At 52.2% G+C, this 26,872-nt stretch carries 22 protein-coding genes; 12 read left to right on the top strand and 10 right to left on the bottom strand.

Annotated elements, in window-relative coordinates; translation table 11 throughout:
* Positions 1–2: 2 nt before the first annotated feature.
* The 3 genes from YC6258_RS27255 to YC6258_RS10120 are packed head-to-tail and all read left to right on the top strand — an operon-like array spanning position 3 to position 5,251.
* On the top strand, positions 3–1,916 hold the full coding sequence (locus YC6258_RS27255; protein ID WP_052830206.1) for an RHS repeat domain-containing protein: 1,914 nt from the start codon (positions 3–5) through the stop codon (positions 1,914–1,916).
* A 13-nt stretch (positions 1,917–1,929) separates the two neighbouring features.
* On the top strand, positions 1,930–4,878 hold the full coding sequence (locus tag YC6258_RS10125; RefSeq protein WP_052830205.1) for an RHS repeat-associated core domain-containing protein: 2,949 nt from the start codon (positions 1,930–1,932) through the stop codon (positions 4,876–4,878).
* On the top strand, positions 4,859–5,251 hold the full coding sequence (locus tag YC6258_RS10120; RefSeq protein WP_044616886.1) for an ankyrin repeat domain-containing protein: 393 nt from the start codon (positions 4,859–4,861) through the stop codon (positions 5,249–5,251). Before YC6258_RS10125 ends, YC6258_RS10120 begins: the two co-directional genes overlap by 20 nt.
* A 340-nt stretch (positions 5,252–5,591) precedes the next feature.
* On the opposite strand, the gene YC6258_RS10115 is transcribed toward YC6258_RS10120, so the two are convergent.
* The 4 genes from YC6258_RS10115 to YC6258_RS10100 all read right to left on the bottom strand — a co-directional run bounded on the left by YC6258_RS10115 (position 5,592) and on the right by YC6258_RS10100 (position 11,684).
* Positions 5,592–6,548 carry an SdiA-regulated domain-containing protein gene (locus tag YC6258_RS10115; protein WP_044616885.1) on the bottom strand — a complete coding sequence of 319 codons (957 nt, stop codon included), beginning with the start codon at positions 6,546–6,548 and terminating at the stop codon, positions 5,592–5,594.
* Positions 6,545–7,852, bottom strand: a complete 1,308-nt coding sequence (locus YC6258_RS10110; RefSeq protein WP_044616884.1) for an MFS transporter — start codon at positions 7,850–7,852, stop codon at positions 6,545–6,547. Before YC6258_RS10110 ends, YC6258_RS10115 begins: the two co-directional genes overlap by 4 nt.
* A 26-nt stretch (positions 7,853–7,878) precedes the next feature.
* Positions 7,879–9,279, bottom strand: a complete 1,401-nt coding sequence (locus YC6258_RS10105) for a GH1 family beta-glucosidase (RefSeq protein WP_044616883.1) — start codon at positions 9,277–9,279, stop codon at positions 7,879–7,881.
* A gap of 179 nt (positions 9,280–9,458) precedes the next feature.
* A complete protein-coding gene (locus YC6258_RS10100; protein ID WP_211264663.1) occupies positions 9,459–11,684 on the bottom strand; it encodes a neutral/alkaline non-lysosomal ceramidase N-terminal domain-containing protein in 2,226 nt (741 codons plus the stop codon).
* A gap of 453 nt (positions 11,685–12,137) precedes the next feature.
* Here YC6258_RS10100 and YC6258_RS10095 point away from each other — a divergent pair, with 453 nt between their 5' ends.
* From YC6258_RS10095 to YC6258_RS10055, 8 genes are all read left to right on the top strand, one after another.
* Positions 12,138–13,121, top strand: a complete 984-nt coding sequence (locus tag YC6258_RS10095) for a lipin/Ned1/Smp2 family protein (protein WP_044616882.1) — start codon at positions 12,138–12,140, stop codon at positions 13,119–13,121.
* A 313-nt stretch (positions 13,122–13,434) separates the two neighbouring features.
* Positions 13,435–14,985 (top strand): ABC transporter substrate-binding protein, encoded by a 1,551-nt coding sequence (locus YC6258_RS10090; protein ID WP_044616881.1) that lies wholly within the window; start codon positions 13,435–13,437, stop codon positions 14,983–14,985.
* The gene (locus YC6258_RS10085) at positions 14,982–15,917 is read left to right on the top strand and encodes an ABC transporter permease (protein WP_044616880.1); all 936 of its coding nucleotides are present in this window, start codon (positions 14,982–14,984) and stop codon (positions 15,915–15,917) included. The genes YC6258_RS10090 and YC6258_RS10085 overlap by 4 nt, the downstream gene beginning before the upstream one ends.
* On the top strand, positions 15,914–16,714 hold the full coding sequence (locus YC6258_RS10080; protein ID WP_044616879.1) for an ABC transporter permease: 801 nt from the start codon (positions 15,914–15,916) through the stop codon (positions 16,712–16,714). Before YC6258_RS10085 ends, YC6258_RS10080 begins: the two co-directional genes overlap by 4 nt.
* The gene (locus YC6258_RS10075) at positions 16,711–18,123 is read left to right on the top strand and encodes an ABC transporter ATP-binding protein (protein WP_044616878.1); all 1,413 of its coding nucleotides are present in this window, start codon (positions 16,711–16,713) and stop codon (positions 18,121–18,123) included. The genes YC6258_RS10080 and YC6258_RS10075 overlap by 4 nt, the downstream gene beginning before the upstream one ends.
* A gap of 227 nt (positions 18,124–18,350) precedes the next feature.
* Positions 18,351–19,277 (top strand): ABC transporter substrate-binding protein, encoded by a 927-nt coding sequence (locus tag YC6258_RS10070; RefSeq protein ID WP_044616877.1) that lies wholly within the window; start codon positions 18,351–18,353, stop codon positions 19,275–19,277.
* 217 nt (positions 19,278–19,494) lie between these two features.
* On the top strand, positions 19,495–20,499 hold the full coding sequence (locus YC6258_RS10060) for a FecCD family ABC transporter permease (RefSeq protein ID WP_044616875.1): 1,005 nt from the start codon (positions 19,495–19,497) through the stop codon (positions 20,497–20,499).
* Positions 20,496–21,533 carry a FecCD family ABC transporter permease gene (locus YC6258_RS10055; RefSeq protein WP_044616874.1) on the top strand — a complete coding sequence of 346 codons (1,038 nt, stop codon included), beginning with the start codon at positions 20,496–20,498 and terminating at the stop codon, positions 21,531–21,533. Before YC6258_RS10060 ends, YC6258_RS10055 begins: the two co-directional genes overlap by 4 nt.
* Here the strand turns inward: YC6258_RS10055 and YC6258_RS10050 are convergent.
* From YC6258_RS10050 to YC6258_RS10030, 5 genes are all read right to left on the bottom strand, one after another.
* The gene (locus tag YC6258_RS10050; protein ID WP_044616873.1) at positions 21,502–22,440 is read right to left on the bottom strand and encodes a ferredoxin family protein; all 939 of its coding nucleotides are present in this window, start codon (positions 22,438–22,440) and stop codon (positions 21,502–21,504) included. The two genes, YC6258_RS10055 and YC6258_RS10050, sit on opposite strands and share 32 nt — an antisense overlap.
* On the bottom strand, positions 22,430–23,287 hold the full coding sequence (locus YC6258_RS10045) for an ABC transporter ATP-binding protein (protein ID WP_044616872.1): 858 nt from the start codon (positions 23,285–23,287) through the stop codon (positions 22,430–22,432). Before YC6258_RS10045 ends, YC6258_RS10050 begins: the two co-directional genes overlap by 11 nt.
* 453 nt (positions 23,288–23,740) lie before the next feature.
* Positions 23,741–24,091, bottom strand: coding sequence for a DUF3301 domain-containing protein (locus YC6258_RS10040; RefSeq protein ID WP_044616871.1), 351 nt, complete (start codon positions 24,089–24,091; stop codon positions 23,741–23,743).
* Positions 24,092–24,100: 9 nt separating this feature from the next.
* Positions 24,101–24,793, bottom strand: coding sequence for a uracil-DNA glycosylase (gene ung / locus YC6258_RS10035; RefSeq protein WP_044616870.1), 693 nt, complete (start codon positions 24,791–24,793; stop codon positions 24,101–24,103).
* A gap of 40 nt (positions 24,794–24,833) precedes the next feature.
* On the bottom strand, positions 24,834–25,829 hold the full coding sequence (locus YC6258_RS10030) for a YhdH/YhfP family quinone oxidoreductase (protein ID WP_044616869.1): 996 nt from the start codon (positions 25,827–25,829) through the stop codon (positions 24,834–24,836).
* Between the two features lie 89 nt (positions 25,830–25,918).
* On the opposite strand from YC6258_RS10030, the gene YC6258_RS10025 reads away from it, so the two are divergent.
* A complete protein-coding gene (locus YC6258_RS10025) occupies positions 25,919–26,272 on the top strand; it encodes a rhodanese-like domain-containing protein (protein WP_052830204.1) in 354 nt (117 codons plus the stop codon).
* A gap of 35 nt (positions 26,273–26,307) precedes the next feature.
* On the opposite strand, the gene YC6258_RS10020 is transcribed toward YC6258_RS10025, so the two are convergent.
* On the bottom strand, positions 26,308–26,847 hold the full coding sequence (locus tag YC6258_RS10020) for an adenine phosphoribosyltransferase (protein WP_044619928.1): 540 nt from the start codon (positions 26,845–26,847) through the stop codon (positions 26,308–26,310).
* Between the last annotated feature and the right edge of the window lie 25 nt (positions 26,848–26,872).

Raw genomic sequence — 26,872 nt, 5'->3', positions numbered from 1 at the left:
CTATGATATGGAAAAACTATTTATCTCGACTCATGATTGCAATCAGCATTATTGCGACCTCGGTGTCCGCTCAGGCAGTGCTGATTTTACTCTATGAGGATGCTGGTGGTAGTCACTATTATTGGGCGGAACATACAGAAAATTGGGTGGATGGAGAAGAAGCCTGTGATAGGTCATTGGGTGAGAACATATGCATTTTTTTTTATGGTGGTATTATAGATTTGGCATCTGACGATGAAAGGGTTCAGGCTCTCCTTAGTGTGCCTGGCGTTGAGCCAGGCATGATATGGGCATGGGGTGGTAATTATTCTTTTAATGACCCACCGAGATCTATATATGCTTTAATGGCCTTCAGCATCTCACAATACTGTCCTTCACCCTACAAATACAACCGTACCTCGAAGATGTGCGAAGCCATTTGCAAAGTAGGTGATACGTGGAACCCAACTTTAAAACGTTGCGAATCAGAACCTGCCGAGCACAACAGTTGCACCCAAAGTGCTAATCCCGTTGATTTTGTGGATGGCTCAAAATACCGCCACGAGTCAGTCATGTCCGTTGGTACGGTATTCCCTATTGAGCTGACGTTTCACTACAACAACTTCCAGAACACTGAAAAAACAGTCCTTGGTGGCCGACGGCCATTGGTTGCTTCCGATGATTATGCGATGAAGTTTACGGACACAGAGGACCGTATTGTGGATTATTACGTTGCGGATCAGATTCCACTGATTGGTACTAGTGATAGTACTGATGCAAAAAAATATAACAATTGGGGGATTCTAAAAACAGAAGAAGCCATTTCCGAACCCTACCGGGGTGATGTGTTACGGTATTGGCGCCACAACTATGATGAAGCGTTGGTCCCTAGATCAGATGGTGTGTTCACCTGGTTACGCAGTGATGGCGAGAACATTGAATTCGATACATCCGGGCATAATGCTATTTACCCAAGATTATCACTGACTACGTTGGATGAGACGATCTATGGCTATAGTGGTCATGTGCTGAAAATCAGCAATGGACTCCAAAAAACCTTCGATGAGCGCGGTCGTTTACGTCGAGTCACCAATGCTAATGGTGTTTATCATGAGTTGACATACAACGATGATGACCAATTAACGCGGATTACGCATTCACTCGGTGGTTATCTGGATCTCACTTATACCTATTACCGGACATTTTCACTGTATGCACCATACACAAATGGCCCCACTGGTCGATCTCATGTGACCCAGGTATCGGATAATGCCGGCCGTCATGTGGATATCGGTTGGTCAGAATCGTATAGCAGTGACCAGCATTATTATGTCATCACCCGCCTGTCACAACCGTACACGACAGAATCGACATCCAGCCGTGAATTCCAATACAACGACGGCCGCTGGCCGGCCAGTTTAACCGACATGTATGATGTGCAGGATGGTACCCGTTCACTCTATGCGCATTTTGAATATGACAACCGTGGCCGTGCCGTACTCAGCCAACTCGCCAATGCCGCCGAACAAGTCTCCATTGAGTATCCGGATGATGATACCCGAGTGATTACCAACGCATTGGGCAAACAGGCGACCTATCGTTTTGCAACGTTCAATGATGTCAACCGATTGGCCAGCGTGACCGGCGAACCCACCAGCCAATGTCTGCAAAGCAACACCCGTTTCAACTATGATGATGATGGCAATGTCATTGAGAAAAACGTCAATGGCGTGATCACTCAATACCAGTACGACAGCCGTAACCTGGAAGTGCAGCGCACTGAAGCCGCCGGCACTGATCAGCAGCGGATCATCACCACGACCTGGGATACCACCTTGCGCCGACCACTGAGTATCCACTATCCCGATCAAACCATTACTTACAACTACGACAACGCTGGCCGTTTACTGAGCCAGACCGTCACTCCGGTTGAATAAAAGGAATTGCCTCATGACACTGAAACAGATTATGAAACCCGTGAACCTCCGTTGCCCATCCTCCCGGCCCATGCTGGCATTATGTACGTTGATCTTTGCCAGCACTTTAAGCTTCACTGCCCAGGCCAGCGAACGCACCACCTCGTATACCTACAACAGTCTGGGTCTGATCAGCAGCACCGATGGTCCGCGCTCCGATGTATCCGATATCACCACCTATGACTATGATCTCGACACCGGCCGCCTGTTAAGCACGACCAATGCGTTGGGACACACCGTGACCCTGTCGGATTTTGATGCCAATAACCGACCCCAAACTGTCACCGATGCCAACGGTCTGGTGACCCGTTTGAGCTACAACTGGCAAGGTAAAATCCTGACCCGGACGATTGAAGGGCCAGAAGGGGATTTGACCACCACCTACACCTACAACGGCTATGGCGCGCTGACCCGGGTAACGGCCCCAAATGGCGCAACGGTGTCCTATCATTACGACGATGCCCATCGTCTGATCGCGATCAGCAATGCCCATGGAGAACGCATCGACTACACCCTGGATGCCGCCGGCAACGTCCTCTCCACCCAGATTCACGATGCCTCCGGTACTCTGGTTCGTCAGCATCAACAGGCCTTTGACGAACTCAGCCGTTTGCGTCAGAGCATCGGTGGAACCGATCAACAAACCACCCAATACGGTTATGATGCCAACGACAACAATACCCGCATCACCGACCCCAAACAAAACCCCGACACTACCCAACAGTTCGATGCCCTCAATCGTCTGACACAGATCACCGATTCTGCGGGCGGCATCACCTACTTCAGCTATGACAGCCAGGATCGCATCACCTCGGTCACCGACCCAAGAGGCCTAGTTACTCGCTACCAATACAACGGCTTTGGTGACCTGACCACACTCACCAGCCCGGACACCGGTACCACCACCTTTGCCTACGATGATGCAGGTAACCTGATTCAGAAAACCGACGCACACGGAACCGTGACTCAATACACCTATGATGCATTGAACCGTCCGACCCATATCCAAACCAGCGGTGAAACCAACCAGCATCTCTATTACAGTTACGACGTTGCCAACTACAACGGCATCGGCCGACTGTACATGATGCGTCAGGATCCGGTGCGGCTGTATTACCGCTACAACTCCCTGGGCCAGGTCACTCGCCAAACCGTTCGTATGTATGACGCCGATAACCACTATACCGAGCGTCATACCCATTATGCTTACAACGCCCAAGGCCAACTCACTCGGCTCACCTACCCAACGGGTACCGTATTGAACTACGAGTACAATGACCAGGGACAACTACAGCACATCACCTGGCAAGCCAACCAAAACGCTGTTGCCCAACCCCTGATCCGTGACCTGACCTACCTGCCATTCGGTCCTGCGACCGGCTTTACCTACGGCAACGGTATTCAGCAGAGTTACACCTACGACCTCGACTACCGCCTGACCGACCTGAGCAGCCGCGTACAGGACTGGGTCTATCACTACGACCTCAACAGCAACATCGAACAAATCCAGAACCTCACCGACAGTACCCTGGATCAGAGCTTCAGCTACGATGGCCTGAACCGCTTGATTGATGCCAACGGCCCTTACGGTGACTACCAATACCGCTACGACGCAGTGGGCAACCGCACCGAACGCTTGATCAACCAAAGCAGTCAGCTGACCACCGAAACCTACACCTACGCCGAACAAGCCAATCAACTGCTAAAGGTGGACAGCACCACGACGGACAGCAGCGCCAACAGCACGCACAGCGACAGCCGCAATTTCCAGTACAGCGAAAGCGGACAGCTGCTGCAGGACCAAAACAACACCCGCACATTGAACCTGGTATACGGCAACGACCAGCGTCTCCAGCACATCGACAACAGCGATACCGGTGTGCAGGCCGACTACACCTACAACCCACAGGGTCAGCGTGTCCGTAAAATCCTCACAGACAACACCGGTACCGTAGTCAGCACCACGTTATACCACTACGACCTAGCCGGTCACCTGATCGCCGAAACCGACGAAAACGGGACTCCGATCCGGGAATACCTGTACCTGGGAGAGCAGGCCATCGCCATGAAAGTCAGTGGCAATCGTTTGTATTACGTGCACAATGATCACCTCAATACTCCCAGAATATTAACTGACCAAGATCAGAACAAAGTCTGGGAAATCCAGACCACGCCGTTCGGGGAAATATCCGAAGAGATCACAACAGGGATTACCCAGCTCAAAGGATTCCCGGGGCAAATGCGAGACCCAGAGACGGGCTATAGTGATAACTGGAACAGAACCTACGACCCGAGTATTGGGCGTTATCTTCAGAGTGATCCGATAGGGCTCGGTGGTGGACTCAACACTTACGGATACGTCAATGGAAATCCGCTGAGTTATGTGGATCCAAATGGTTTAAGAGGTGCATTTGGGCAGGCCACCGCCACTTATTATGACATCATGACCGGCGGTGCAGCTGCCAATGGGCATGGTGGTATCAGTGGTTATGGCAGTCAGTATGATTTGTATTTTGATCAGAATAGGTTACCAACGACTCATCATGGCAGTAACTCATCGTCTTCATCTTCTACTAATAGTGCACCTGAATTCTTGACTGAGCCAAATTGGTCTATAGCTGGGGATAGCGATGCCACAAGCAAAGCAATTGAAAGAGCCCGAGAGAAGCAACGGCAAAAAGAGAGAATTGCTGCCCATAGACAAGTACATCAAATTTGTGACAACGTGCCTAATGTGACAGACCCGTGCGAGTTTGCAAAAGCAAATCTCAAAAGATGGCAGAGCTGCTTAAATATTCGTCAATCTTATCGGGATTTAATTGGTGGTGAATATGATGAACAAATTAATCAAGTAAAAAGAAATATTGAAAAAGCTAAAGAGGCGGTAAGAGAGAATTGTGGTCATGAACCAGATTGCCAATGAAAAACTTACAAAAATTTTTAGAGAAATAGAGGCATCGGGTGCTTTTGGTGAAAAACCGATAACTTCCGTTGATTCAAAACGCCTCGGAGGCGATACGCCTTTGCATATAGTTTCAGTATGGGGAAACTCTGATTATATCGATTGTTTATTAAAGAATGGATCAAATATAAATCTTCAAGGCGAAGAAGGATATACCGCTCTTATGTATGCGGTTGAACAAGGTAATATAGATGCGGTAAGAATACTAATAAGCAATAAGGCAGAAGATTTATTGAATAATCATGGCGACTCGGCCATGGATCTGGCTGCTTTTACGGAAAATGAATCCATATTAAGTATTCTAAGAACTAATGGATATAGAATGACCTTTTAAAAAAAGTTAATGGGACACCCACTCCAATAATAGATCGGCCCCGGTAAAACCGGGGCTGTTCCGTTCAACGATCCATCCCAATACCTTCCATGGTGGTATATTCCAGCCCGGCCAGATGCGCTGTACATGCCTGTACAGCTGTCTGCCCGGCTTCGGCATCCTTGCCTTCGCGTTTAGCGGAACAAAGCAGTGCTTTGTTTGTCTCTGCTTCACCCGTGGCCGGTCGTTCAGCCCTTAGCGAGGCATGCTCGCTACGAGACGGGCTTCACCCACCAGAGCCGGACCGCTTCCACCTCCCCATACACCTGATTCAGTTGCTGTTCGGCCAGCCCGAACAATCTCAGAAGTTTTCCGGCTTGTTGAATTCCAACAACATGGTCCGTGTGTCATCCGGATCGGCAATCCGGCCTTTGCCGTTATTATCCAATAACACATAGATCCGGTTGGCCGTAACCGCCAGCCCCTCACCAATGCCATATTCGGTGTCGCGATAACCATAGCGGTCGCTCCACTCATGTGCCGCATAACTGTAACAGGACAACGATGTAAAACCCTGCAATGTGCGTTTGCATATAGCGGAAGCATTGCGCTCCAGGGTATACAGGTAGCCGTCAAAGATAGCCAGATCAGCAATATCCAGGGAATTTCGAACAAACGTGAGGCCGTCATCGTTGGGCAGATCGGTAAACACTACGGTGTCGGAATCGCCGTTAACGGTGAACATCCCCCGGGGATTCCGCTCGGCAGCGCCATAAAATGTCCCTTGCCAATAAGCAATGCCTTCTATGAATGCGTTGTACACCTGGAACCATCCGGCATTAACTGCCTGAGGATAAACGTCCGTAAAACCGGTCTGGGTTCCGTCAGTCGAAAAATAATACAACCGGGCATCACTTTCACTGGCCAGCACATAGCCCTGATCGGTACAGTCGATGCCTTCCCAGTCGAAACGATGATGATTAAGCAGGCCATCGGCAAAATGCTGCAGACGATGTTTGATGGAAAAATCCACTGCCGGCCGATCAGTCACGGTGAGTGACAAATAAGGCTTGATCGTCGCAGCATTGGCAGACAGATCGATCTTAAAAATATCACCATCGATATTATCCGCCACCGCCAGTAAATCGCCCCCGCAATCACTGAGTCCGGACGCATCCAGCCGTTGCGGCCAGTCGAGCACATAAGCCTGGAGCAGCTGTAATGCCGGTGGAGTGTCCGCCCAAACCGGGGCGGCCAGCGACAGCATGGTGGCCATGCCAGACAATACGGCAGATTTCAGGATAGCAGTCAGTGTCATCGAGTATGAGTTTCCAGTTGTTCTGCCCTTTGCTCAAGCAGAGTCGTTAATGTCCGGCGATCTCTGCCAATCTTCAGAGTCACCACCAACAACAAGGAACCGCATAACAGCCAGAAGCCAATGGCATAGTTCGCCATGGCCACATAACTGCCACTGACCGAGAGCAACAGCCCGCCAATCGCCGGACCGGTTCCTTTGCCGATGTTGTCAGCCAGGTTAAACAATGAGAACACAGTGGCGCGGTGTTCCGGACGATTGACATTCATGATGATGGCTTTCATGTTCGAGGCCGGCACCGATATCAATATGCCGGCGATGACCATCAAGGTGAACTGCCCATGCAGAGACAGGGTTTCAAGATTGAATAACAACAGCATCGGCACCATGCCGATAAAAACCCCGGCACTGCAGATGGCCGGCAAATAGGCGGCCTTGCGCACGAACAACCGGTCGCCGATAACCGCCCAGATCACACCGGAGATTCCAGCTGAGATAGCAAACAGTTCCCAGGCCCAGGTCGCGTCCTCGCGTGACAGTCCTTTGATCTGACCGAGCATGACGATCAGCCAGAAGGGAAACAACCCCCAGGGAATGGAGCCTGGAATCCCCTGCAGAAAACAGAACAGATTGGTGCGGTTGGTAAAAATCGTTTTAAGGTCGTGCCATTGAATGCGGTACTGATAATCCGCGCCGTCGGAAATGGCATGAGCCAGGACGGTCTCGGTCTGGCCACGCTTCGGGTCACGGGCCATCAGGGCAAACAATATGACCAGGGGATAATTTGGCACCGACGCCCAGATAAATGCACTCCGCCAGCCGTAATCCGTTGTCAGTGCCAACGTTCCCAGTACCGGACCAACCATCATGCCCAACCCCCAGGCCAGATCAACACAGGCACTGGCCGTTGCCCGGTGACGCTCTTGAAAGTAATCACCAATCAGGGAAAAAGTGATGGGATAAACACCACCTACGCCGATACCGGTCAACACTCTTAACAGGAAAAAACCACTGTACGTTTCGGTAAAAAACTGCAATCCGGTTAAAAAACAAGGCAACTCACCAATCAAAACCGTCCATATCAACAGCTTTTTTCGCGAGGTTCTGTCAGCCTTGTAACCAATCACCAGACTGATCAGCGCACCAACCAGAGCAAACGCCGAACCCACCCAGCTCAACGAGGCATGACTGACCTGATACTCGATGGCAAGATCATCAATAATAGCCGGCGTGATATACAGGTCGCACATCAGAAAAAACGTCATCAGCACCAGAATGGCGAGCGTCAACTTATCTCGTACCGTCATACTGCAGCCCCACAATTGACTATTTGTTATCGCTTATGTTCGGCAATCAATCGCGCATACCAATAACCACTGTCCTTGATGGTGCGACGCTGGGAAGCATAATCCACATGAATCAACCCAAAGCGTTTCTGATAGCCCGCTGCCCATTCAAAATTATCCATCAGTGACCAGACGAAATAACCGGTCACATGCGAGCCCTCTGCCCGGGCCCTGTTCACTTCGGTAATATAATCCCGCAGATAATCGATCCGTTTCGGATCGGACACCCGGCCATTGATCACATGATCCTCAAACGCCGCACCATTTTCGGTAATGATGACTTCCGGGTTGCCATATTCCTGTCGCAACATTCGCAACACCTCAGCCATTCCTTCCGGTCTGACTTCCCAACCCATGGCGGTATAGCGCCGGCCATCGATCTCCGCCTCCTGTTCTGCCACAGCGGCACCACTGATCCAGCAACGCAGAAACGGAATGTACCATCGATAACTGGCAAATTCGCAACTGTAATGATTAATACCCAGAAAATCCAAAGGCTGGTGAATGCAGTCAAGATCAGCTGCGGTGACTTCAGGCCAAAACCAGCGCATACGTCGTTGCAGCTCTTCGGGGTATTCCCCTTTGAGCAAGGGATGCAGAGTAATACGGTTAATCAGCTGATTGGCAAAACCGGCCGCCCACTGATCCCGCTGACGGTCACTCGCCGGCTGTATCGGAGTCTGACTGAGAGTGATACCGACCCGGGCATCGGGCTGCAATGCGCGAATACGCTGTAAGGCCAGACCGTGACCCAGCAACTGATGGTGCATGACTTTGAAATATCCTGACAGGCTGTGATGTCCCGGAGCATGATGACCGGTCAGATGTCCGAGGGCGGCATGCTCGAACGGCTCATTCATCGTGATCCAGTCTGTGACCCGGTCTCCAAGAGCCCGCACCACCGTTTCGGCATAATCGGCAAAAATGGCGGCCATGTCCCGATGCAGAAATCCCCGGTGCGAGTCATAGAGTGACTGCGGCAGGTCCCAGTGAAACAGTGTCACAAATGGCCGGATCCCGGCATTTAAAAGTCTATCGGTCAGGCGTTTGTAATAGTCAAGCCCGGCCTGATTGATACGCCCGCGGCCTTTCGGAAAGATGCGCGGCCAGGCGATCGACAACCGGTACGCCTGCAGGTTCAGTTGCTGCATTAACCGAATGTCCTGGGGATAACGATGATAGTGTTCACAGGCCGGCTCCGGACGGTCGCCGGCTCGGATGTTACTGCGGCGGTCACTGAAAGTATCCCAGATGGACCGGCCACGACCGTCCAGGCCGGTCGCGCCTTCGATTTGCAGAGCAGAGGTGGCAGCCCCCCAGATAAAATCTTTCGGCAAGGCATCCAAGTCAGGAAACCCTGCCGTGATGGAAAACGCTGTCGGTGTCATTGTTGCCTTTACAGTTAAAAATATGAGCGACGCTCATACTAAACTGATCAACCCTGACAGCAACACCCTGTTTCCAATTCATGAAAGCCGTTCAAGGATGCGGTCATCCACATCCGATAACGTAGGGCCGCTATCGGAAACGTCGCAACCATGCCGACCCGGCGATCATTCAGGGCCGCTCAATACAGTTCGAACGCTGATGAATAACCCGAAAATGCTTCATACACCGTCGTCACCACCATCCAGCGTTTGGCCAGGCCATTGTATTTAATGCGATAGAGCCCAGGTGTTTGCCCACGGACCAGCCAGGTCACCGTGGCCGTGGAGCGGTCGGACAAACTGTTCGGGCCACCGTCGCGAGTCCAGTCGAAGCTGGTGTAAGGATCAGTATCTCTGGCTACCGTGATCCATTGCTGCCCTTCCTGGCGCTGGATCTCCAGAAAGCTGTATTGCTCGGGGTCATAGAATTCAGTCAGACTGCCATCCATTTTTTTCTCCAGAATCGTGCGCGGATGGGCTGCCCGAAACGATACGGTGACGATATCGCGCTGAGCGGAGTATGTGTCGTGAGCATCTTCCTGCACCGCACCGAAATCCCCCCCATCGGTGACCACCCCATTGCTGGAAATCCAGGTCTGTATCAACTGTTGATCGGACAGATCCGGCGGCGTCGGCCCGGCCTGGGAAACCCGGCCAGCGACCATATCGGCGCTGATTCTGTCGAGTTCCTGCGCCACCGCAGCCATCTCCCAGGGACCATAAAGGGTAAAGGCACCTTCAAAATGCTGGGCAGCATACTCCTCGCGAGTCGTCAGATACTGACCGTAGGAATTGGCCATTCCGGCCAACACCACGGTATTCACTCCACCGCCAGCCAGCGTATCAGCCAGTTGCTGACGCAAGCGTCGACCGGTCATGGTGGTCATTTCAAATGGTGTGGCCAGTACAGCCAGATCGCCAATACGAATGACCTGCAATGGAATATCCACCGGCACAAACGGGACATTGGGGTTTGGAAACCAGTAATCGTCAACGTTGCCAACGGGCAATAAGGCAAATTTCTCCTTCTGGCAGGCATCATACTGATCGGTTTTTAAAGCAGCCCTGGCAATCGGCCAAAGTGCGCCGAGGGCATTGCCAAGATCACTTTCCGGCAAAGTGTCCAAATCATATTTTTGCTGCACCCAGGTTCCATCATCAAACAGATAACGGTTTTTGATTTCTCCTTCGGCAGCGAGGTCCACCGGTGCACCTTCTTCATCTCCAGCCAGAAAACCGGCACCGATGACTGCCACACAGGTGGAGGCATTATTGTCCGCAACGTCGGTATCCCATGGCATCATCTGTTCCTGAATGTAGTCCTGCTGTACGGCAACCTGATTAAAGTTCACATAGGTATGACGATAATCCACAGTGACCGGCTTTGCTGTACCAGCACTCTGATACAGAGACAGCGCAGCTTCATATTGATGATTCCCGGCCACGATGGGGTTTTCCATCGCATCCAAAGTGGGGTCGAGATCAGCAGGACGTAAAAACGGGTGTGTGATGTTGTCGGGATCCGGGATATTGGGACTGGAATCCCCCACTGCTCCCTGGGCAAATGCCGCGACAAAACCGTTACCTTTCAGCTGTTCGAAACGATAAGCCGCCCAACCTTTGTTATCGCCATGAATACGGTGATTGTCGATTCCCAAAGACGTGCCATGAACCGCAAACCAGTTCAACAGACCGATTTCAGAACCATCCAAACCATCGAAACGCAACAACCGCATATGATTGTCGACATTGGAAGCGAATTGATCCGCATCATGATTCTCGCCATAAGCCAGACTGGAACGATTGTACACGCCGTTGATAACCTCCCCTTCGGCGTATCGAATAGTCGCCGGTCGACGGGCATCATAAGCATCAATAATGGAACGGGTAATGCCCTCCACCACGACCTGATAATGCAGACGGTCAAAACCGATAACTCCGTTAAACAAATTGAACAGGGTGTACCACGAAGTATTGGATGTGGCCGAATGGGTGTGCGTGGCAGATAACAGCACATTGCTGTCATCGAAGCGATCACCATAACCAAGCGCCTGCAAACGACTGATAACCCCCAGTTTGACGCTCTGATACATATGCAGTTGGTCGGCGGTCACAATCGCAACCATCCTGGCGTCAGGTTGTTCGATCACGAATGCCCGGCTATAGAGTCGCATGGTCAGTCCTGACATCTCGTCACCTGGACTATTGTAACCGGTACTGGAAGCTACAAAGGGACCGGTAATATCCGCTTTACCGGCACCGACCTGATAAACCTGAACACTCCAGCCGTAGCCGGAGACGATCACGGTCATCGCCGCCAACGTGACGGACGCAAATATTCTGAATACTGAAAGAGAAGTTTTCATGGTGTTTTCCCGCTTTTTTCTTATTTGTTAGCACCCAAAAATCATCTGTGTCAATCGGCTTAAAGTTGATTCCATTCATACATTATTGGTTAGGCCATAAACCAAAAACCGTTTTGCTGATCCGACGACGCCACGCTCACATGCAGATGAATGACAGACAACCGTTTTGCCGTACTTATGACAAACATTCAACGTTATCGAGTGATTTTGATTCACATCGTGCTTTTCATTTCATAATGATTTTTACCAATAGTGAAGTTTGCTGACCAGGTACCGTGACAGATGCAAACTACGGAGCAAAACGACCAGGACGTTCCTACAAATATATGAGGGTTTGATAGTTTATTTGCGATAAAGCTATGCAGTGTCAGCCATAAAACCGTCATCACTGATACATAGCATGTATGCAGGAGCCGTGAAAAAAAGATGACAACAACAATCTGAGGAATCAAAATGCGACAATTCTTTATCCGGACAATAATTACTCTCACCATGACAGGACTCAGTACTCTTTCCCAAGCGTTCAGCTGCCCTGATCTGGACAGCGTTTACAACAGTCCCGAGCCACCACAGCCTGAAAAAATCAGCTTCAAACATCTGGGCAGCAAAATTCTCTCCTCTTTTTATCAGCCCTATCACATGGTTCACGATGAAGTGGTGGCTGCCGGCGACACCGGAACGATGGTCGGCAAATTCGATTACGATATTTTTCTGCACAAGGATCTGGAAGACGAACAGATTTATGCCTACATCTACGGTACCGGCATGAGTGACTGGGAATATCTCGGCAGTTATCGGACTGACAGTGACGGCAAAGTCTATGTGCCAGCAGGCGACCGCGATGCCGGTGAATATCTGGTACGCATGGTCGTCGCCGGCGACCTGACCAGTGCGACAGGATACTTAAGCGTGGTGGAACCCGGTACCGAAGCCATTCTGTTTGATATCGATGGCACATTGACGCTGACGGATTTTGAAGCCGTGGGAGACTATCTCGGAATACGCACAGCATTGACGCACTCTTATGCCATCGAAACCGTCAATGCTTACAAGGATAAGAAGTATCGTCTGATTTATCTCACCGGACGGCCCTACTGGCTGGCCAAAGACACTCGTGAATGGTTCGATATCCAGCAGATTCCATCCTGGCACCTGCATACCAACCCTTATGGCGATGGCCCGATTCCTCCTGACACCCAGGACTATAAAACCGCTTATATCCAAAAACTCATCGATAACGGAGTGAATATTATCCGTGCTTACGGAAATGCCCAGACAGATATCGGTGCCTATGCTGCGGCAGGTATCCCGAAAGAGGAAACCTACATTATTGGTCAATTTGCCGGCACTGAAGACACTCAGGCAATCGATGGAGACTACAGCTATCATTTCGCGACCGTGGTAGCAGATACGCCGATGGCAAACTGCCAACCCTGATAAATCCAGCGCAGGCTTTCTGAGCAAAAGCCTCAATCATGTCACGACGACCGTCACGGGCTCTGATGATTATTCATTGGCAGGCATAGGCCCGACGGTCGTTCTTATCGTCATCTCCGTCGTTATCGATACCAACCAATCCAGTCGTGCATACAGCTCTCTACACTGCACATTGTCACCCTGACCATCTGAAATTGCGAAACACCATCGCTCATAAAATTACCATCGTACAAATTGACTCTTTTCAGTTTTGTTATGTTATAACATAATTTTTAGTTTACTCCGATTTTGAGAACCGAAGGATCAGATACCCATGTACCCAACACTATGCAAGTCATTCAGTACGCTTGTGTCCGCTCTGTTGATATCACTATTGTTATCGGCCTGCCAACCCCGCCAGCCCGATGACCTGTTGACCATCAGCGGTCCGTTTGAAGCAGTCAGCCTGGCACCCTCCAAGTCCGGCTACGTCTATACCCGGATGCAGATACTGGAAACCCTGATCAACACCAATGATGCCGGAGAATTACTACCCGGACTGGCTCAAAGCTGGGAGATTGGTGATCAAAACCGCCGTTGGACTCTGCATCTGCGTCCACAGGTCACCTTTCACAATGGTGCGCCTTTGACCGCCGATACTGTAGCTCACAGCCTGCAGACAGCTCTGGGCCATCCGGGGCCATTACTGGAAGCCGGCATCGACAGCATTCGCGCGGTCGACCCGGATACCGTGGTCATTCAGCTGCAACAACCCTATTTGCCGTTTACCGCAGTACTGGCACATTACAGCACCGCCATTCTGGCACCAGAATCCTATGCGGATAATGGTGACGTGGTGGAACTTTATGGCACCGGTCCGTATCAATTAACGGAATATACCCCGCCACACAAAGTCAAAGTCAGTCGTTTCGATGAGTACTGGGGCACACCGGCCATTATTGCGCACGCAGAGTATCTGACCGGTCACCGCTCCGAAAGCCGGGCTCTGATGGTGAAAAGTGGTGAAGCCGATATCGTTTATAACCTTGATCCGGCCAGCGTCGACCTGCTTAAAAAGAGCGATCACGTACAGATTGATTCCACCTTGATACCACGGTCAATTCTCATCAAAGTCAATAACGCGCACCCTTTCCTCAATGACCTCAAAACCCGCAAAGCACTGAGTCTGGCCATTGACCGTCAAGGCATCGCAGCAAATATCCTCGGCGCTCCCGGTACCGCGGCCAGTCAGTTTTTTGGTCCCACGATGCATCACTGGCATCTGGCCGGTCTGCCAGAACCTGTACAGGACCTCGAACAGGCAAAAACGCTACTTGCCGAAGCCGGCTGGAAACAATCCGAAGATGGCACCCTGATACGTAACGGACAGCCGTTTCAGCTGCGTATGATTACCTACGCCAACCGTCCCGAACTCATGCTCGTGGCTACTGCCATCCAGGCTCAATGGGCAGAACTGGGTATCCGACTGGATGTATCCATGGAAAATGCCAGTGCCATTCCTTCCGGACACGCCGATGGCTCTTTGCAACTGGCACTGATCGCCCGGAATTTCGCCAACATACCTGACCCTCTCGGTACCATACTGGCGGATTTCAGTACCGCCGCCGGTGGCGACTGGGGACCGATGAACTGGAACAATGCAAAAGCGTTTTCATTGTTATCGGCCATGAAAACCGAAGCCGATGCCAACGTGCTGGCACAACAACGCCGGCTATTGTCCGCATTACTGGCAGAAGACCTGCCAATGATTCCGGTTTCGTTCTACGTTCAACAAAGCGCAGTGGCCAAACGGGTAAACGGGTTCCACTTTGATCCATTTGAACGCTCCTTTCGAATTGCAGAGATGAACCTGGCCAACCTATGAGCAGAATGATTGTTAACAGATTGCTTCAGGCCATCATGATGGCGTGGAGCGTAGGTACCCTGACGTTTGTCCTGGCCCGCTCCCTGCCAGGAGACATGGCTTATAAAATAGCCGCCGGCCGCTATGGTGAAGATGCCGTATCCTCTGCCGCCGCTGCGGCAGTCCGTGCTGAACTGGGGCTGGACCGCCCGGCGTGGGAACAGTATCTGAGCTGGCTGGCAGACCTGATCACCCTGAATCTGGGTAACAGTCTGGTCAGCGGTGCGCCGGTGATTGAAGAAATTCAACATCAACTGGGTCACTCGTTGCTGCTGGCCGTCTGTGCGCTGTTGCTGTCGGCAGTCATTGCCCTGCCTGTCGGCATCCTGTCTGGTCTGCGCCCCAATGGCTGGCTGGATTATTCCGCGCTGACCCTGTCGACCCTGACCCGTGCGCAACCGGTCTTTAGCCTGGGCCTGATTCTGATCCTGATCTTCGCCATGCAACTGCGCTGGTTTCCAGTCGCCGGGTTCGGCCATCCGGTGCATCTGGTATTGCCATCACTGGCGCTGGCGCTGAGTCTGGCGGCGATATCCAACCGGGTGATTCGTGGCAGCGTCCGCAACGTGGCGGCATCGGCGTATTATCAGTTTGCCCGGGTGAAAGGACTGGGCAGAGGAATCACGTTTCTACGCCATGGGCTGCGCAATATGGCCGTACCCATCGTCGCCTTCATGGGTATACAGCTGGTCGGACTGATCGAAGGCGTGGTCATGATCGAAAGCCTGTTTGCCTGGCCGGGTATCGGTCATGGCCTGTCGCATGCGGTGTTTTCCCGTGATATTCCGATGCTACAGGGCACTGCTCTGGTCATGGGCATTCTGTTTGTCTTATTGAATACGTTGGTGGATGCCAGCTGCCGGTTACTGGATCCACGGGGGCAGCAATCATGATCAGACATGGGTTTATTCGTCTTTCTGGCGCGCAACGCCTCGGGCTGGTGGTGCTGCTGGCATTAATGCTATTTGCTACTTTAGAAAGCCTGTTTGGCGAGCATGATGGGGTCCGGCAGACGCTGCAAAACCGTTTCGCGCTGCCGGGTGGTGAACACCTGTTGGGCACCGACCAGTTCGGTCGCAGCATGGTGGCAAGAATGGCTGCTGCGGTTCGCCTGTCGTTCATTCTGAGCCTGTCCTGCGTGCTGACATCTGCGGTCATCGGTACCGGTTTTGGCGTCTGGGCGGCCTGGCGTGGTGGTTGGGTTGATCATGGCCTGAACTTCCTGGTCAACACCATCCTGGCACTGCCGGGACTGGTTTTGGTGTTGCTATGCGCAGCGCTGGTACCGGGTTCATTTTTCATGCTCTATTTCGCCATCGCCATGACCCTTTGGGTGGAATATTTCCGCATTGTCAGAGCCACGGTGCTCAGCATCATCAACGGACCACAGATCCAGTCCTCAACCATGCTGGGGTTTGGACGCTGGTATCTGTTTCGCCGCCATATCTGGCCGTCGATCCGCCATGACGTATTCACTCTGGCAGCCTTTGGGGCAGCGACATCAGTACTGACCATGGCCTCGGTCGGGTTCGTCTACGTCGGACTAAAACCGCCTGCCTCTGAACTTGGGCTCATGATCGTCGAACTGTTTCCATACTATGCCGATGCTCCATGGGCGCTGGCGCAACCACTGGTGGCACTGTTCATGATGGTGCTGGGATTCAATCTGCTGGCGGGGAAATCCTCATGACAGTTCTGATCGAGATCGACCATCTGCACATTCACAGCCAGGACGATATCATCGTCGAGGATCTGTCATTGCAACTGATCCAGGGCACTCCGCTGACGGTACTCGGCGAAACCGGCTCCGGTAAAAGCCTGCTGGCCCAGGCAATTATGGGACTGCTCCCCGAAGGTCTAACCCGCAGCGGCCATATCCGCATCCTTGGCAAAAACGTCAATCACTACAGCGGGCCGGAGTTACAGGCACTTTGGGGACGCACGCTGGTCATGCTGCCACAGGAACCCTGGCATTCTCTGGACCCATTGATGAAAGCGTGCCGGCAGGTTGCAGATGTATTTCGTTATGTTCGCGGCCTGGCATCGGCGCCGGCACAACTGGCAGCGGAACAACAGCTTCAGTTTCTTGGCCTGCAACAGGCCGGACATAAGCGGCCAGATCAATTATCCGGCGGCATGGCCCAGCGTGTCGCATTTGCTGCAGCGACTGCCGGGGGCGCGGACATCATGCTGGCGGACGAGCCCACTAAGGGCCTGGATGCCAGCCGACGCGACGACATTGTTCGGTTACTGAAACAACATGCCAACACCGGCGGCCTGCTGACCATCACGCATGATGTCGAAGTGGCACGCCAGCTTGGCGGCCGGATCATGGTCATGCAAAAGGGCCGGGTGCTTGAGCAGGGTGATGCCGAACAGGTATTGAACCATCCGCAATCAGCCTACGCGCGTGCGCTGATCGCTGCGTCCCCGAGAAACTGGCCAGTCAATAAACCGGATACCCACGCTTCTCCCCAACCCTTGCTGCAATTGGACAATCTGTCCATGCGGCGCGGCGGGCATGATCTGTTCGCCAACCTGCATCTCACCATTAATCGCGGCGAAATTATCGGGCTATGCGGCGACAGTGGCTGTGGCAAGAGCACACTGGGAGATATCATTCTGGGCCTGCTCCAACCGGATCAGGGTCAGATACGCTACCTGCAGCCGGTGAACCGTCATCAATGCCTGAAACTCTATCAGGATCCTCCAAGCGCCTTTGCCGATGGTCCACCGCTCAAACAGCTGCTGCAGGATCTCATCGACCTGCATCAACTGGATGAACAACGGATTCCGGTGCTGCTTGAGCAGTTGCAGCTGTCTGCGGATCTGTTGGAGCGCAGCCGTGACCAGGTCAGCGGAGGGGAGTTGCAGCGAGTCGCCATACTTCGGGCGCTGTTGATGGAGCCGATGTTACTGGTAGCCGACGAACCCACATCCAGACTGGATCCGCTCACCACCCAGACGGTCACGCAGTTGATGGTTTCCGCCTGCAGACAGCAGCAGTGCACTCTGATACTGATCAGTCATGATCATGAACAACTGTCCCGTGTCTGCGATGGGGTGATCAATCTGGCCGACTATCTGACCACCCAGTGACCGGTGATTAACGACCGAGGATGATCATTGCCAGGGACGGCAACAGAGATGATCCGCAGAGATATTCTGTGACCGTTCTCATTGAAAACGAGAATAACTATCAATAACATGAGCATCGTTAGCAAGGCCTGCAGATCAAACACCCCCCGGCCAGATCACGTCAATCGTATCTGGATGGGCGCAGCCATTCACCGAATTGTCTTACGACCCCCTGTTAAGAGGATGCTATGTTAAATTTCCGTGCTTCAGTCAAACGCATTATGCTGTTTGTTGCCATGGCTATCGCCGCATTCAGCGCACGTGCCGAAGTCACCATACACCACGCCATGGGCACCACCGTGCTGAACGACACTCCAAAGCGCATCGTGACCTTATTCCAAGGTGCTACTGATGCGACCGTCGCGCTGGGTATCACCCCGGTGGGTGTAGTGGATTCCTGGGTTGAACAACCCATGTATGAGTATTTGCGTGAACCTTTGAAAGGGGTCCCTCACGTTGGTTTGGAAACCCAGCCCAATCTGGAGGAAATTGCCAAACTGAAACCCGATCTGATCATCGCGGCTAAATTGCGCCATGAAAAAATCTATCCTCAACTGAGTCAGATTGCCCCCACCATTGCTTTGGAAACTGTTTATAAATTCAAAGAAACACTGCACATGACGGGCATGGCCACGGGTCGCAGACAACAGGCACAGACGTGGCTGGCGGACTGGGATGCAAGAGTTGCACGTTTCAGCAATGCGGTATCCCGCAATCCGGATATTCAATGGCCACAGAAAGTGGCGCTGCTGAATTTCCGCAGTGATCATGCGCGCATTTACTACAACAGTTTTGCCGGTCTGATTCTGAACGAACTGGGTTTTTCCCGCCCTCCCGCACACCGTGAAAATATCTGGGGAGTCAAACTGACCAGCCAGGAAAGCATCCCCAGTATGAACGCCGACGTGTTTTTTATTTTCATGACGGAAACCGATCCAGCGGTCAAGCAGACCTACCAGCAATGGACCCAACACCCGCTCTGGAAAACCCTGGATGCAGTCAAACAACAACACGTTTATGAAGTGAACGAAGTGGACTGGAATATGGGCGGAGGTCCGCTGGCCGCCAGCCGGATGCTTGACAGTATTTTCAAACACTATCAATTGAGCGAGTAAATTCCCGCCAACCACATAGTGTAGTGTCTCAAATAAAACGCATATTTAAATGGGCCGCCGAATTCACTTCGCACATCTACTTTAAGTTCAGCGAGCTGCGCCTCGCTGTGAACATCTTGAGGTGCTTTTTTAATATAGGTTTTATTCAAGACACTACACTCGCTCTGTTGCGATACAAGGAGGTATCGCGCCATTTTGTTATAACCGGAACAACGCTGTGCTGCATACCACTACTGCCAAAACCGCTGGTTTGCTGATTTGTTCACTGGTATTGCTTGCCGCCGCTGTGGCGAGTATCGCATTCGGACAAACCCGCATCCCTTTAAATGTCGTGATTGATGCTCTTTTTCATTACGATGACCACATCACCGAACACATTATTATCCAGTCAAGCCGGTTGAATCGGGCGGTACTGGCTGTGGTGATCGGCACCAACCTCGCCTGCGCCGGTACAATGTTACAGGCTCTGACCCGCAACGCTCTGGCATCACCAAGCCTGTTTGGCATTAATGCCGGAGCATTGTTTTTTATCGTCGCGGCATTCAGCTTTTTTTCTCTCACCTCATTGGAACAGTACATCTGGGTGGCATTCATGGGTGCCACCGTTGCTGGCCTGCTGGTGTATTTGCTGGGCTATCAACAGAGTATCGGTTTTGCACCGATACAGGTTGTGTTGGCCGGAGCCGCCATCACGGCATTGTTTGTGGCATTTACCCAGGGATTGTTAATACTCAACCGCGAGAGTCTGGAAGGTATTCTGTTCTGGCTCGGCGGTTCGTTGTCCAGCCGGACCATGGCCATGATTATTCCGTTTCTGCCGCTTTTCGCGTTGGCCTGGATAGTGACCATGATCATGACCCGGCAAATGAACCTGATGCTACTGAATGATGAAATTGCCAAAGGACTGGGTCAGAGAATCATTGTTGTCCGCCTGGTGCTCGGGACTCTGGTCATAGTGCTCGCCGGAGGATCCGTTGCACTGGCCGGGATGATCGGTTTTGTCGGGCTGATCATTCCGCATCTGGCCAGAATGCTGTTTGGTCGTGATCACCGTTGGGTACTACCGGCTGCTGCCATGTTCGGCGCCATTTTATTGCTGCTGGCGGATACGCTGTCGCGGTTTGTCGTTCCACCTCAGGAGCTACCGGTTGGGGTTATGACGGCATTCCTCGGCACCCCTGTATTTATTGCTATCGCCCGACGCCGGAGTCCTGTCTTATGAGTCACTATTATCTGCTACGTTCCCGTTCCGAACGACTGGCACTGGCGTTTCATCGAACCACGTCCTGGCGGGTAATGTGTCTGCTCTGTATTCTGGCATTTGCCGTTCTGGGGTATTTGTGTCTGGGCAGCACACTGTTGACTCCGCCGCAGGTTATTCAGGCAATCATAGCCCCCTCTGACAGCGACCATGGATTTACGGTTTACACCCTCAGGTTACCGCGAGCCCTGCTGGCAATGGAGGTGGGTGCAGCACTCGGTATTTCCGGCGTTATTCTGCAACAGGTGGTACGCAACCCTCTGGCTTCGCCGGACATCATTGGCATCAGCGATGGTGCCGCATTCGGTGCAGTATTGTTCCTGGCCATATTTGCCGGGGTCATCAGCATCCACTGGTTACCGGTATTTGCGCTGACAGGAGCAGGTCTGACGGCGTTGCTGATTTACGCGCTGGCACGCAATAACGGCATCATTCCCATACGGCTGGTGCTCGTGGGAATCGCCATAGCCGCTGCCCTGAAAGCGGTTGCCACACTCACGATAGTCATGAGTGATCTGAACACCACGGTGAGTACTTACGTCTGGTTGACCGGCAGTCTGTACGGAGCCCAATGGCAGGATGTCATAGGTATGCTGCCGTGGCTGATCATATTGTTGCCGCTAAGCATAGTGATGGCACGCCCGCTGGCACTGATGGGCATGAATGATCAGCAGGCGCTGGGACTGGGAGCAGCGGTTAACCGTAATCGCCTGCTCCTGCTGGCCGGCAGTGTTGCATTGGCTGGCTCGGCGGTCGCGTTCGCCGGCGGCATCGGCTTTGTTGGTCTGATTGCCCCTCACCTGGCCAGAGGCATTTGTGGTCAGACAATGCCTGGTCGCATTCTGGGTTCGGGGCTAACAGGGGCATTGATCGTGTTAGTGGCAGATCTCATCGGACGTATCGGCTTTCTACCTCAAGACCTTCCGGCAGGGATATTCGTCTCGGCAATCGGCGCACCGTTCTTTATTTATCTGCTGTATCGCCGCCGCCGTTGAGCGGCTGTACATCTGTTACCCGCCAGACCGGTACCGCCGTCATCGCTTCATCGTTATCGATTTCGGCACAGGTACCATAGCGTTGCACGCTGTCCTCATAACCGCTGACGATGACCGATCCACGGCAATTATGTGCTCTCCAGAAGATGGTGACCTTGTCAGGCTGCTGTTCTATCACCTGTATCTGAACCAGCCCGGTGATCTGATGATCTGCCAGCCATTGACGGGCCGCCACTTCCGCTGCCTGCTGCTGAGGGTCAAGATGACAGGCACCGCGATAAGCTGGAAGATATATCTCGCCGTTGATTTCAGCCGTCAGCAATGCCTCAGCCTGATCTGGCTCGATACGACCGTATTTATGCATTTGCGGAAACACCAGCGCACTGGCAGACAATCGACAGCCGCCCAGATGGGAACTCTGCCAGACCTCAACAGGCGCATCGAGTTTCCCGGCCGCCGCTGCAAGTGACTGATAGGCAGCATAGCCATATTTAGCACAGCATTTATCTTTATTACCATGAGTACAACAGAGCACCAGGGAACCCTCAACGGATCCGGCAAACCAGCGATACAGAGGTGTGCCTTCCAAAACAGCGGTGAGAAACTCAACCAAAGATGCATGCGGCACATCGTACACCCGGTTTTCCGGCATCAGATAAGCCCGATGTACATCTTCAGGCTGGTCTTTACGATCGATCAGATTGATCCTGCGACCGGCGCTCACAATCGCATCAGCCAGGGCCAGCAGTTCGTCGCTCATATCTTTGGTCTTGCGCAGACTTTTCAGCCATTTGCCGATGGGCCAGCTGATCAGCAGATTGGAGCTTTGATGAACACCAGTACCCGCCAGCGGCTCTGAACGCTCCAGACTGACTTCACGGCAAAAAACATACTTTTCAGGATTCATGAATAGCTCCAGCGACTTCAGCATCATAACCATCGGTGGCCATCACCACCGGCACGCACAATAATGATCCGGAATGGGGATCACGAATCACATTGGCATCGAGATCAAAAACTGTCTTCAGATTTTCGCGATTGAAGACCCGTTCCGGCGGACCCGACTCCACGATCCGGCCCTCACGCATCATGACCAGCGTATCCGCATAAGCCGCGGCCAGGTTCAGTTCATGCAGTACCACTACCAGAGTATGACCCCGTTCATGGGCCAAACGAACCAGCATCTGCATCAGATCCACCTGTACTTTCAAATCCAGAAACGTGGTGGGTTCATCCAGCAGAATCAGATCAGTCTGCTGCGCCAGCACCATCGCAATCCAGCAGCGTTGCCGCTGCCCGCCGGACAGATCATCCACTGGCCGGTCGGCAAAACCGGATACCTGGGCCGTTTCCATCGCCTGGTTTACAGCTCGCTCATCCTCAGAGCTCCATTGCCGTAACAGACTTTGATGAGGGAACCGTCCCTGAGCCACCAGCTCACGGACCGTCAGACCATCGGGCGCAGTGGGCCCCTGTGGTAATAATCCGAGCTTTTTGGCCACTTCACGAGTGCGGGTCTGGTGAATATCTTTACCATCCAACAATACCTGACCGGATTTAGGTGCCAGAATTCGGGCCATCGTTTTCAGCAACGTGGATTTACCACTGCCATTGGGTCCGACCAACACCGTCAGGCGGCCATCAGCAACGGCAAAATCCACCCCCTGCAGAATGGTCCTGTCACCATAACCGACACTCAAACCATCGCCATGCAGGCGTGATTTCTGATGAGTATGACTACATTGCAAATCCATCACTTCCAACTCATTCAATCTGACAGCCGATGGTATTGCGAATGAATTTTGTTTTCAAACGAATGTCCATGGTTATCATTGCAAAGACTGGTCGGTCAATATAAACAATAACCATGCAGCTAACAGTGATATAGAGAGCCGTAGCCACAGTCTCATTCAATCACAACCGAGACACTAAGGAACCTCTGAAAAATGGACTATTTTCGCGCAGGACGTTGTCAGCCCCAGTCTCACATCCTCATTTACGCCTGTAAACTGCGGTGTTGCGAGTGGTGCTTCCTCGCCTGCATCAAAACTATTCCTGTTTTTCAGAGGCCCCCTAAAGAAATGAAGCCATGAAACTGACCAGACAAGCAGGATACTCTGCCAGCTCATCCTGGCACACAATACACTGATCATTTCATTGGCCGGATAAGTCTGTCGTAAGACTATGGATAGCCGCTTCCGAAACGGTCAATGCAGGTGATGAACGGGGGCGTCGAAATCGTCTTCCTGTATTGGATACGGTTCCAGTTCAATCAACTGTACCCGTGCTCCCAACATGATGACATCGCCCTGATAGCGCTGCTCCCCGGTAACGGCAAATTCGAAACCATAGTGACGTACCAACCGAAGCATGCCATTTACCCATCGCAACCGAAAGCGCAGCAGGTGCACACTTTCATCCAGAAACTGCAATTGCAGCTTCTGGCAATGGCGCCTGGCGGCAACAACCGCTCGCTGGCGAATACCGAGCAGATGCCAGACCCAGGCAACCACCATAACCAGCACAATGGCATTAATAAGATCCTGAACACTCAACATAACAGGATGTCAGACCTGTAACGGCAACTGCCAGTTGACCGGAGTCCGACCACACTGCTGCAGGTAGGCATTGGCCTGGGAAAAGTGGCCACAACCGAGAAATCCCCGGTGTGCAGACAACGGTGAAGGGTGTGTGGTTTTCAACACCAGGTGCCTGCGGGTATCGATAAACTGACCTTTGCGCTGGGCATAACTGCCCCAAAGCATAAATACCACATTGTCCAGCTGTTCATTGATCACGGCGATGACCCGGTCGGTAAATTGCTCCCAGCCTTTGCCCTGATGGGCAGCAGCCCGCCCGGCCTCAACGGTTAACACCGAATTCAACAGCAGCACCCCCTGGTGGGCCCAGGATTCCAGATAACCATGATTGGGAATGGTAAAGCCGATATCGCGATTCAGCTCTTTATAAATATTGATCAGACTGGGCGGCACCCTGACCTCTGGTCGAACAGAAAAACACAATCCATGGGCCTGATGTTCGCCATGATAGGGATCCTGACCAAGGATGACGACCTTGGTCTGCTCAAAGGGAGTCAGATCAAAAGCACGGAAATATTCCTCACCTCTGGGATATATTTGTTTACCGCTGGCTTTTTCATGTTTCAGAAAATGCTTCAGCGACTTCATATAATCCATCTCAAACTGATCCTGTAACCGGCTCAGCCAACTGGGTTCAAGTTTGACAGTTGCAGTGTTCAGAACAGTTCCTCCTGTATGGGTTACAAATCAGACGCGCATCTTACTCTTTTGCCAGATCGACGACGACCCGTTTCTGATGCTGACCGGCCAGCATTTGCCGGATCTGTTCCGACAATCCACGCAACCCGACATGCTGTACCATGTTGCGCAATCGCGCAGGTTTCCACATGGAGGCAAGTTTACCAAATGCCCGGATGCGATCATCCCGGCTGGCATCGGCACTGGCAACACCGAGCAGGTTGACTCCCCGTAAAATATACGGGAATACGGTCATTTGCAGGTCAGCTCCGGTGACGTTTCCACAGGCTGCGACACTGGCACCAAACTTAAGACTTTTTACAATGTTCTCAAGCGTATGACCACCGACGGTATCCACTGCTCCGGCCCATTCGGATTTGAGCATGGGCCTTGAAGACTGTGTTCCAATTTCATTACGATCAATGACCCGGCTGGCGCCAAGTTCGAGCAGCCATTCCGATGCCTCGGGCTTACCGCTGCTGGCCACTACGCTGAACCCCATCTGCGCCAGTATCGTCAGGGCGAAAGCACCAACACCACCAGTAGCCCCGGTAACCAATACTTCACCATTATCGGCCACTAAACCGTTATCAAGGAGCTTTTCAAGGCAATATGCCGCGGTAATACCGGCCGTTCCAAGCATCATGGATTCTTCCAGACTGATGTTGTCGGGCAGCTGTATCGGCCAGTCCGCCGGCACACTGATAAATTCCGCAAAACCACCAGAGGTATTCATACCCAGATCGTAACCAATAACCACCACTTCAGTGCCCGGTTGCCAGCGCCCGGTTCGATCTGATACCACGACCCCGGCAGCATCGATACCGGGAGTGTGAGGATATTCACGAGTGACACCCTTATGGCCACTGGCTGACAATGCATCTTTATAGTTAAGGGACGAATAACTTACCTTGATCAGCACATCGTTATCAGGCAAAGCATCAAAGCTGCGCTGCACAACATCCTGCCGAAACTGGCCGTCATCTTCTGTCACTAAAAATGCTTTAAACGTTGCCATGGGGAAACTCTCCTATGAGCCATAAGTATGGTTGTTCTATTATGCACTGAAGGTACCATATTTATCGTCAACACTTATGGACGATTGCAATGAAAAGAAGAACTCTCCTGCTTGGATGGTTATTGTTGTCAATAGTCGGCTGCTCTGATGTCGCAGCCAAAGAACTCGACTATCAGAAGGCTCTGATCGTTGATGTCAGAACGCTGGAGGAATGGAACACCGGTCACCTGCGGGATGCCAAACTCATGCCACTGGATCAGCTGGCAGAACAGATATCCCGGCAACCAATTAATAAGGACCAGCAGATATTACTGTACTGCCGCAGCGGCAATCGTGCCGGCCGTGCACAGAAAATTCTGGAACAGATGGGATACACCCAGGTACTCAATTTGGGCGGGCTCGGACAAGCGGCCGAAACCCTGCAACAGGAGATCATTCAATAACATGACAACCTCTGAATCTTCAGAGGTTGAGTCTGTCAGTCCCCTTCATACTCACACAACGAAAATACCTTGTATCCAGCTTCTTCAAGCTTCCGGCTACCACCAAGATCGGGCAGGTTCACAATCGCGCAAACCTCCACGATGCTGGCACCCAGCTTTTCGATGAGTCTGGCTGCCGCCAGCATCGTTCCACCGGTGGCGATAAGGTCATCCACCAGGATCACTTTGCTGCCAGGCTTGAGCGCATCGGTATGCATTTCAATCTCGGCGCTGCCATACTCCAGTTCATAGCTCTCACAAACGGTTTCGCCCGGAAGCTTGCCTTTCTTACGCACCGGCACAAAGCTGGAACGTAACTCGTAAGCAATCGGAGCACCAATGATAAAACCACGGGCATCGATACCCACCACGGCATCAATATCGGCTTCAAAATAACGATGAACGTAACAGTCGATGGTCTGGCGAAAGCCCAGTTTATGTTCCAGCAGCGTGGTGATATCCCTGAACTGCACACCCTGAACAGGCCAATCGGGAACCGTGCGAATATATTGTCTTGGATCGAATTGGAAACTCATAATTTTTGCCAAACCTGAATAAAGG

Source organism: Gynuella sunshinyii YC6258 (genome assembly GCF_000940805.1).
GTDB lineage: Bacteria > Pseudomonadota > Gammaproteobacteria > Pseudomonadales > Natronospirillaceae > Gynuella > Gynuella sunshinyii.
This window is presented reverse-complemented; position numbering and strand designations above follow the sequence as displayed.

Coding starts and splice junctions, on each gene's coding strand:
- YC6258_RS27255 (WP_052830206.1), top strand. CDS start 3: ATGATATGGAAAAACTATTTATCTCGACTCATGATTGCAATCAGCATT.
- YC6258_RS10125 (WP_052830205.1), top strand. CDS start 1,930: ATGACACTGAAACAGATTATGAAACCCGTGAACCTCCGTTGCCCATCC.
- YC6258_RS10120 (WP_044616886.1), top strand. CDS start 4,859: ATGAACCAGATTGCCAATGAAAAACTTACAAAAATTTTTAGAGAAATA.
- YC6258_RS10115 (WP_044616885.1), bottom strand. CDS start 6,548: ATGACACTGACTGCTATCCTGAAATCTGCCGTATTGTCTGGCATGGCC.
- YC6258_RS10110 (WP_044616884.1), bottom strand. CDS start 7,852: ATGACGGTACGAGATAAGTTGACGCTCGCCATTCTGGTGCTGATGACG.
- YC6258_RS10105 (WP_044616883.1), bottom strand. CDS start 9,279: ATGACACCGACAGCGTTTTCCATCACGGCAGGGTTTCCTGACTTGGAT.
- YC6258_RS10100 (WP_211264663.1), bottom strand. CDS start 11,684: ATGAAAACTTCTCTTTCAGTATTCAGAATATTTGCGTCCGTCACGTTG.
- YC6258_RS10095 (WP_044616882.1), top strand. CDS start 12,138: ATGCGACAATTCTTTATCCGGACAATAATTACTCTCACCATGACAGGA.
- YC6258_RS10090 (WP_044616881.1), top strand. CDS start 13,435: ATGTACCCAACACTATGCAAGTCATTCAGTACGCTTGTGTCCGCTCTG.
- YC6258_RS10085 (WP_044616880.1), top strand. CDS start 14,982: ATGAGCAGAATGATTGTTAACAGATTGCTTCAGGCCATCATGATGGCG.
- YC6258_RS10080 (WP_044616879.1), top strand. CDS start 15,914: ATGATCAGACATGGGTTTATTCGTCTTTCTGGCGCGCAACGCCTCGGG.
- YC6258_RS10075 (WP_044616878.1), top strand. CDS start 16,711: ATGACAGTTCTGATCGAGATCGACCATCTGCACATTCACAGCCAGGAC.
- YC6258_RS10070 (WP_044616877.1), top strand. CDS start 18,351: ATGTTAAATTTCCGTGCTTCAGTCAAACGCATTATGCTGTTTGTTGCC.
- YC6258_RS10055 (WP_044616874.1), top strand. CDS start 20,496: ATGAGTCACTATTATCTGCTACGTTCCCGTTCCGAACGACTGGCACTG.
- YC6258_RS10050 (WP_044616873.1), bottom strand. CDS start 22,440: ATGAATCCTGAAAAGTATGTTTTTTGCCGTGAAGTCAGTCTGGAGCGT.
- YC6258_RS10045 (WP_044616872.1), bottom strand. CDS start 23,287: ATGGATTTGCAATGTAGTCATACTCATCAGAAATCACGCCTGCATGGC.
- YC6258_RS10040 (WP_044616871.1), bottom strand. CDS start 24,091: ATGTTGAGTGTTCAGGATCTTATTAATGCCATTGTGCTGGTTATGGTG.
- YC6258_RS10030 (WP_044616869.1), bottom strand. CDS start 25,829: ATGGCAACGTTTAAAGCATTTTTAGTGACAGAAGATGACGGCCAGTTT.
- YC6258_RS10025 (WP_052830204.1), top strand. CDS start 25,919: ATGAAAAGAAGAACTCTCCTGCTTGGATGGTTATTGTTGTCAATAGTC.
- YC6258_RS10020 (WP_044619928.1), bottom strand. CDS start 26,847: ATGAGTTTCCAATTCGATCCAAGACAATATATTCGCACGGTTCCCGAT.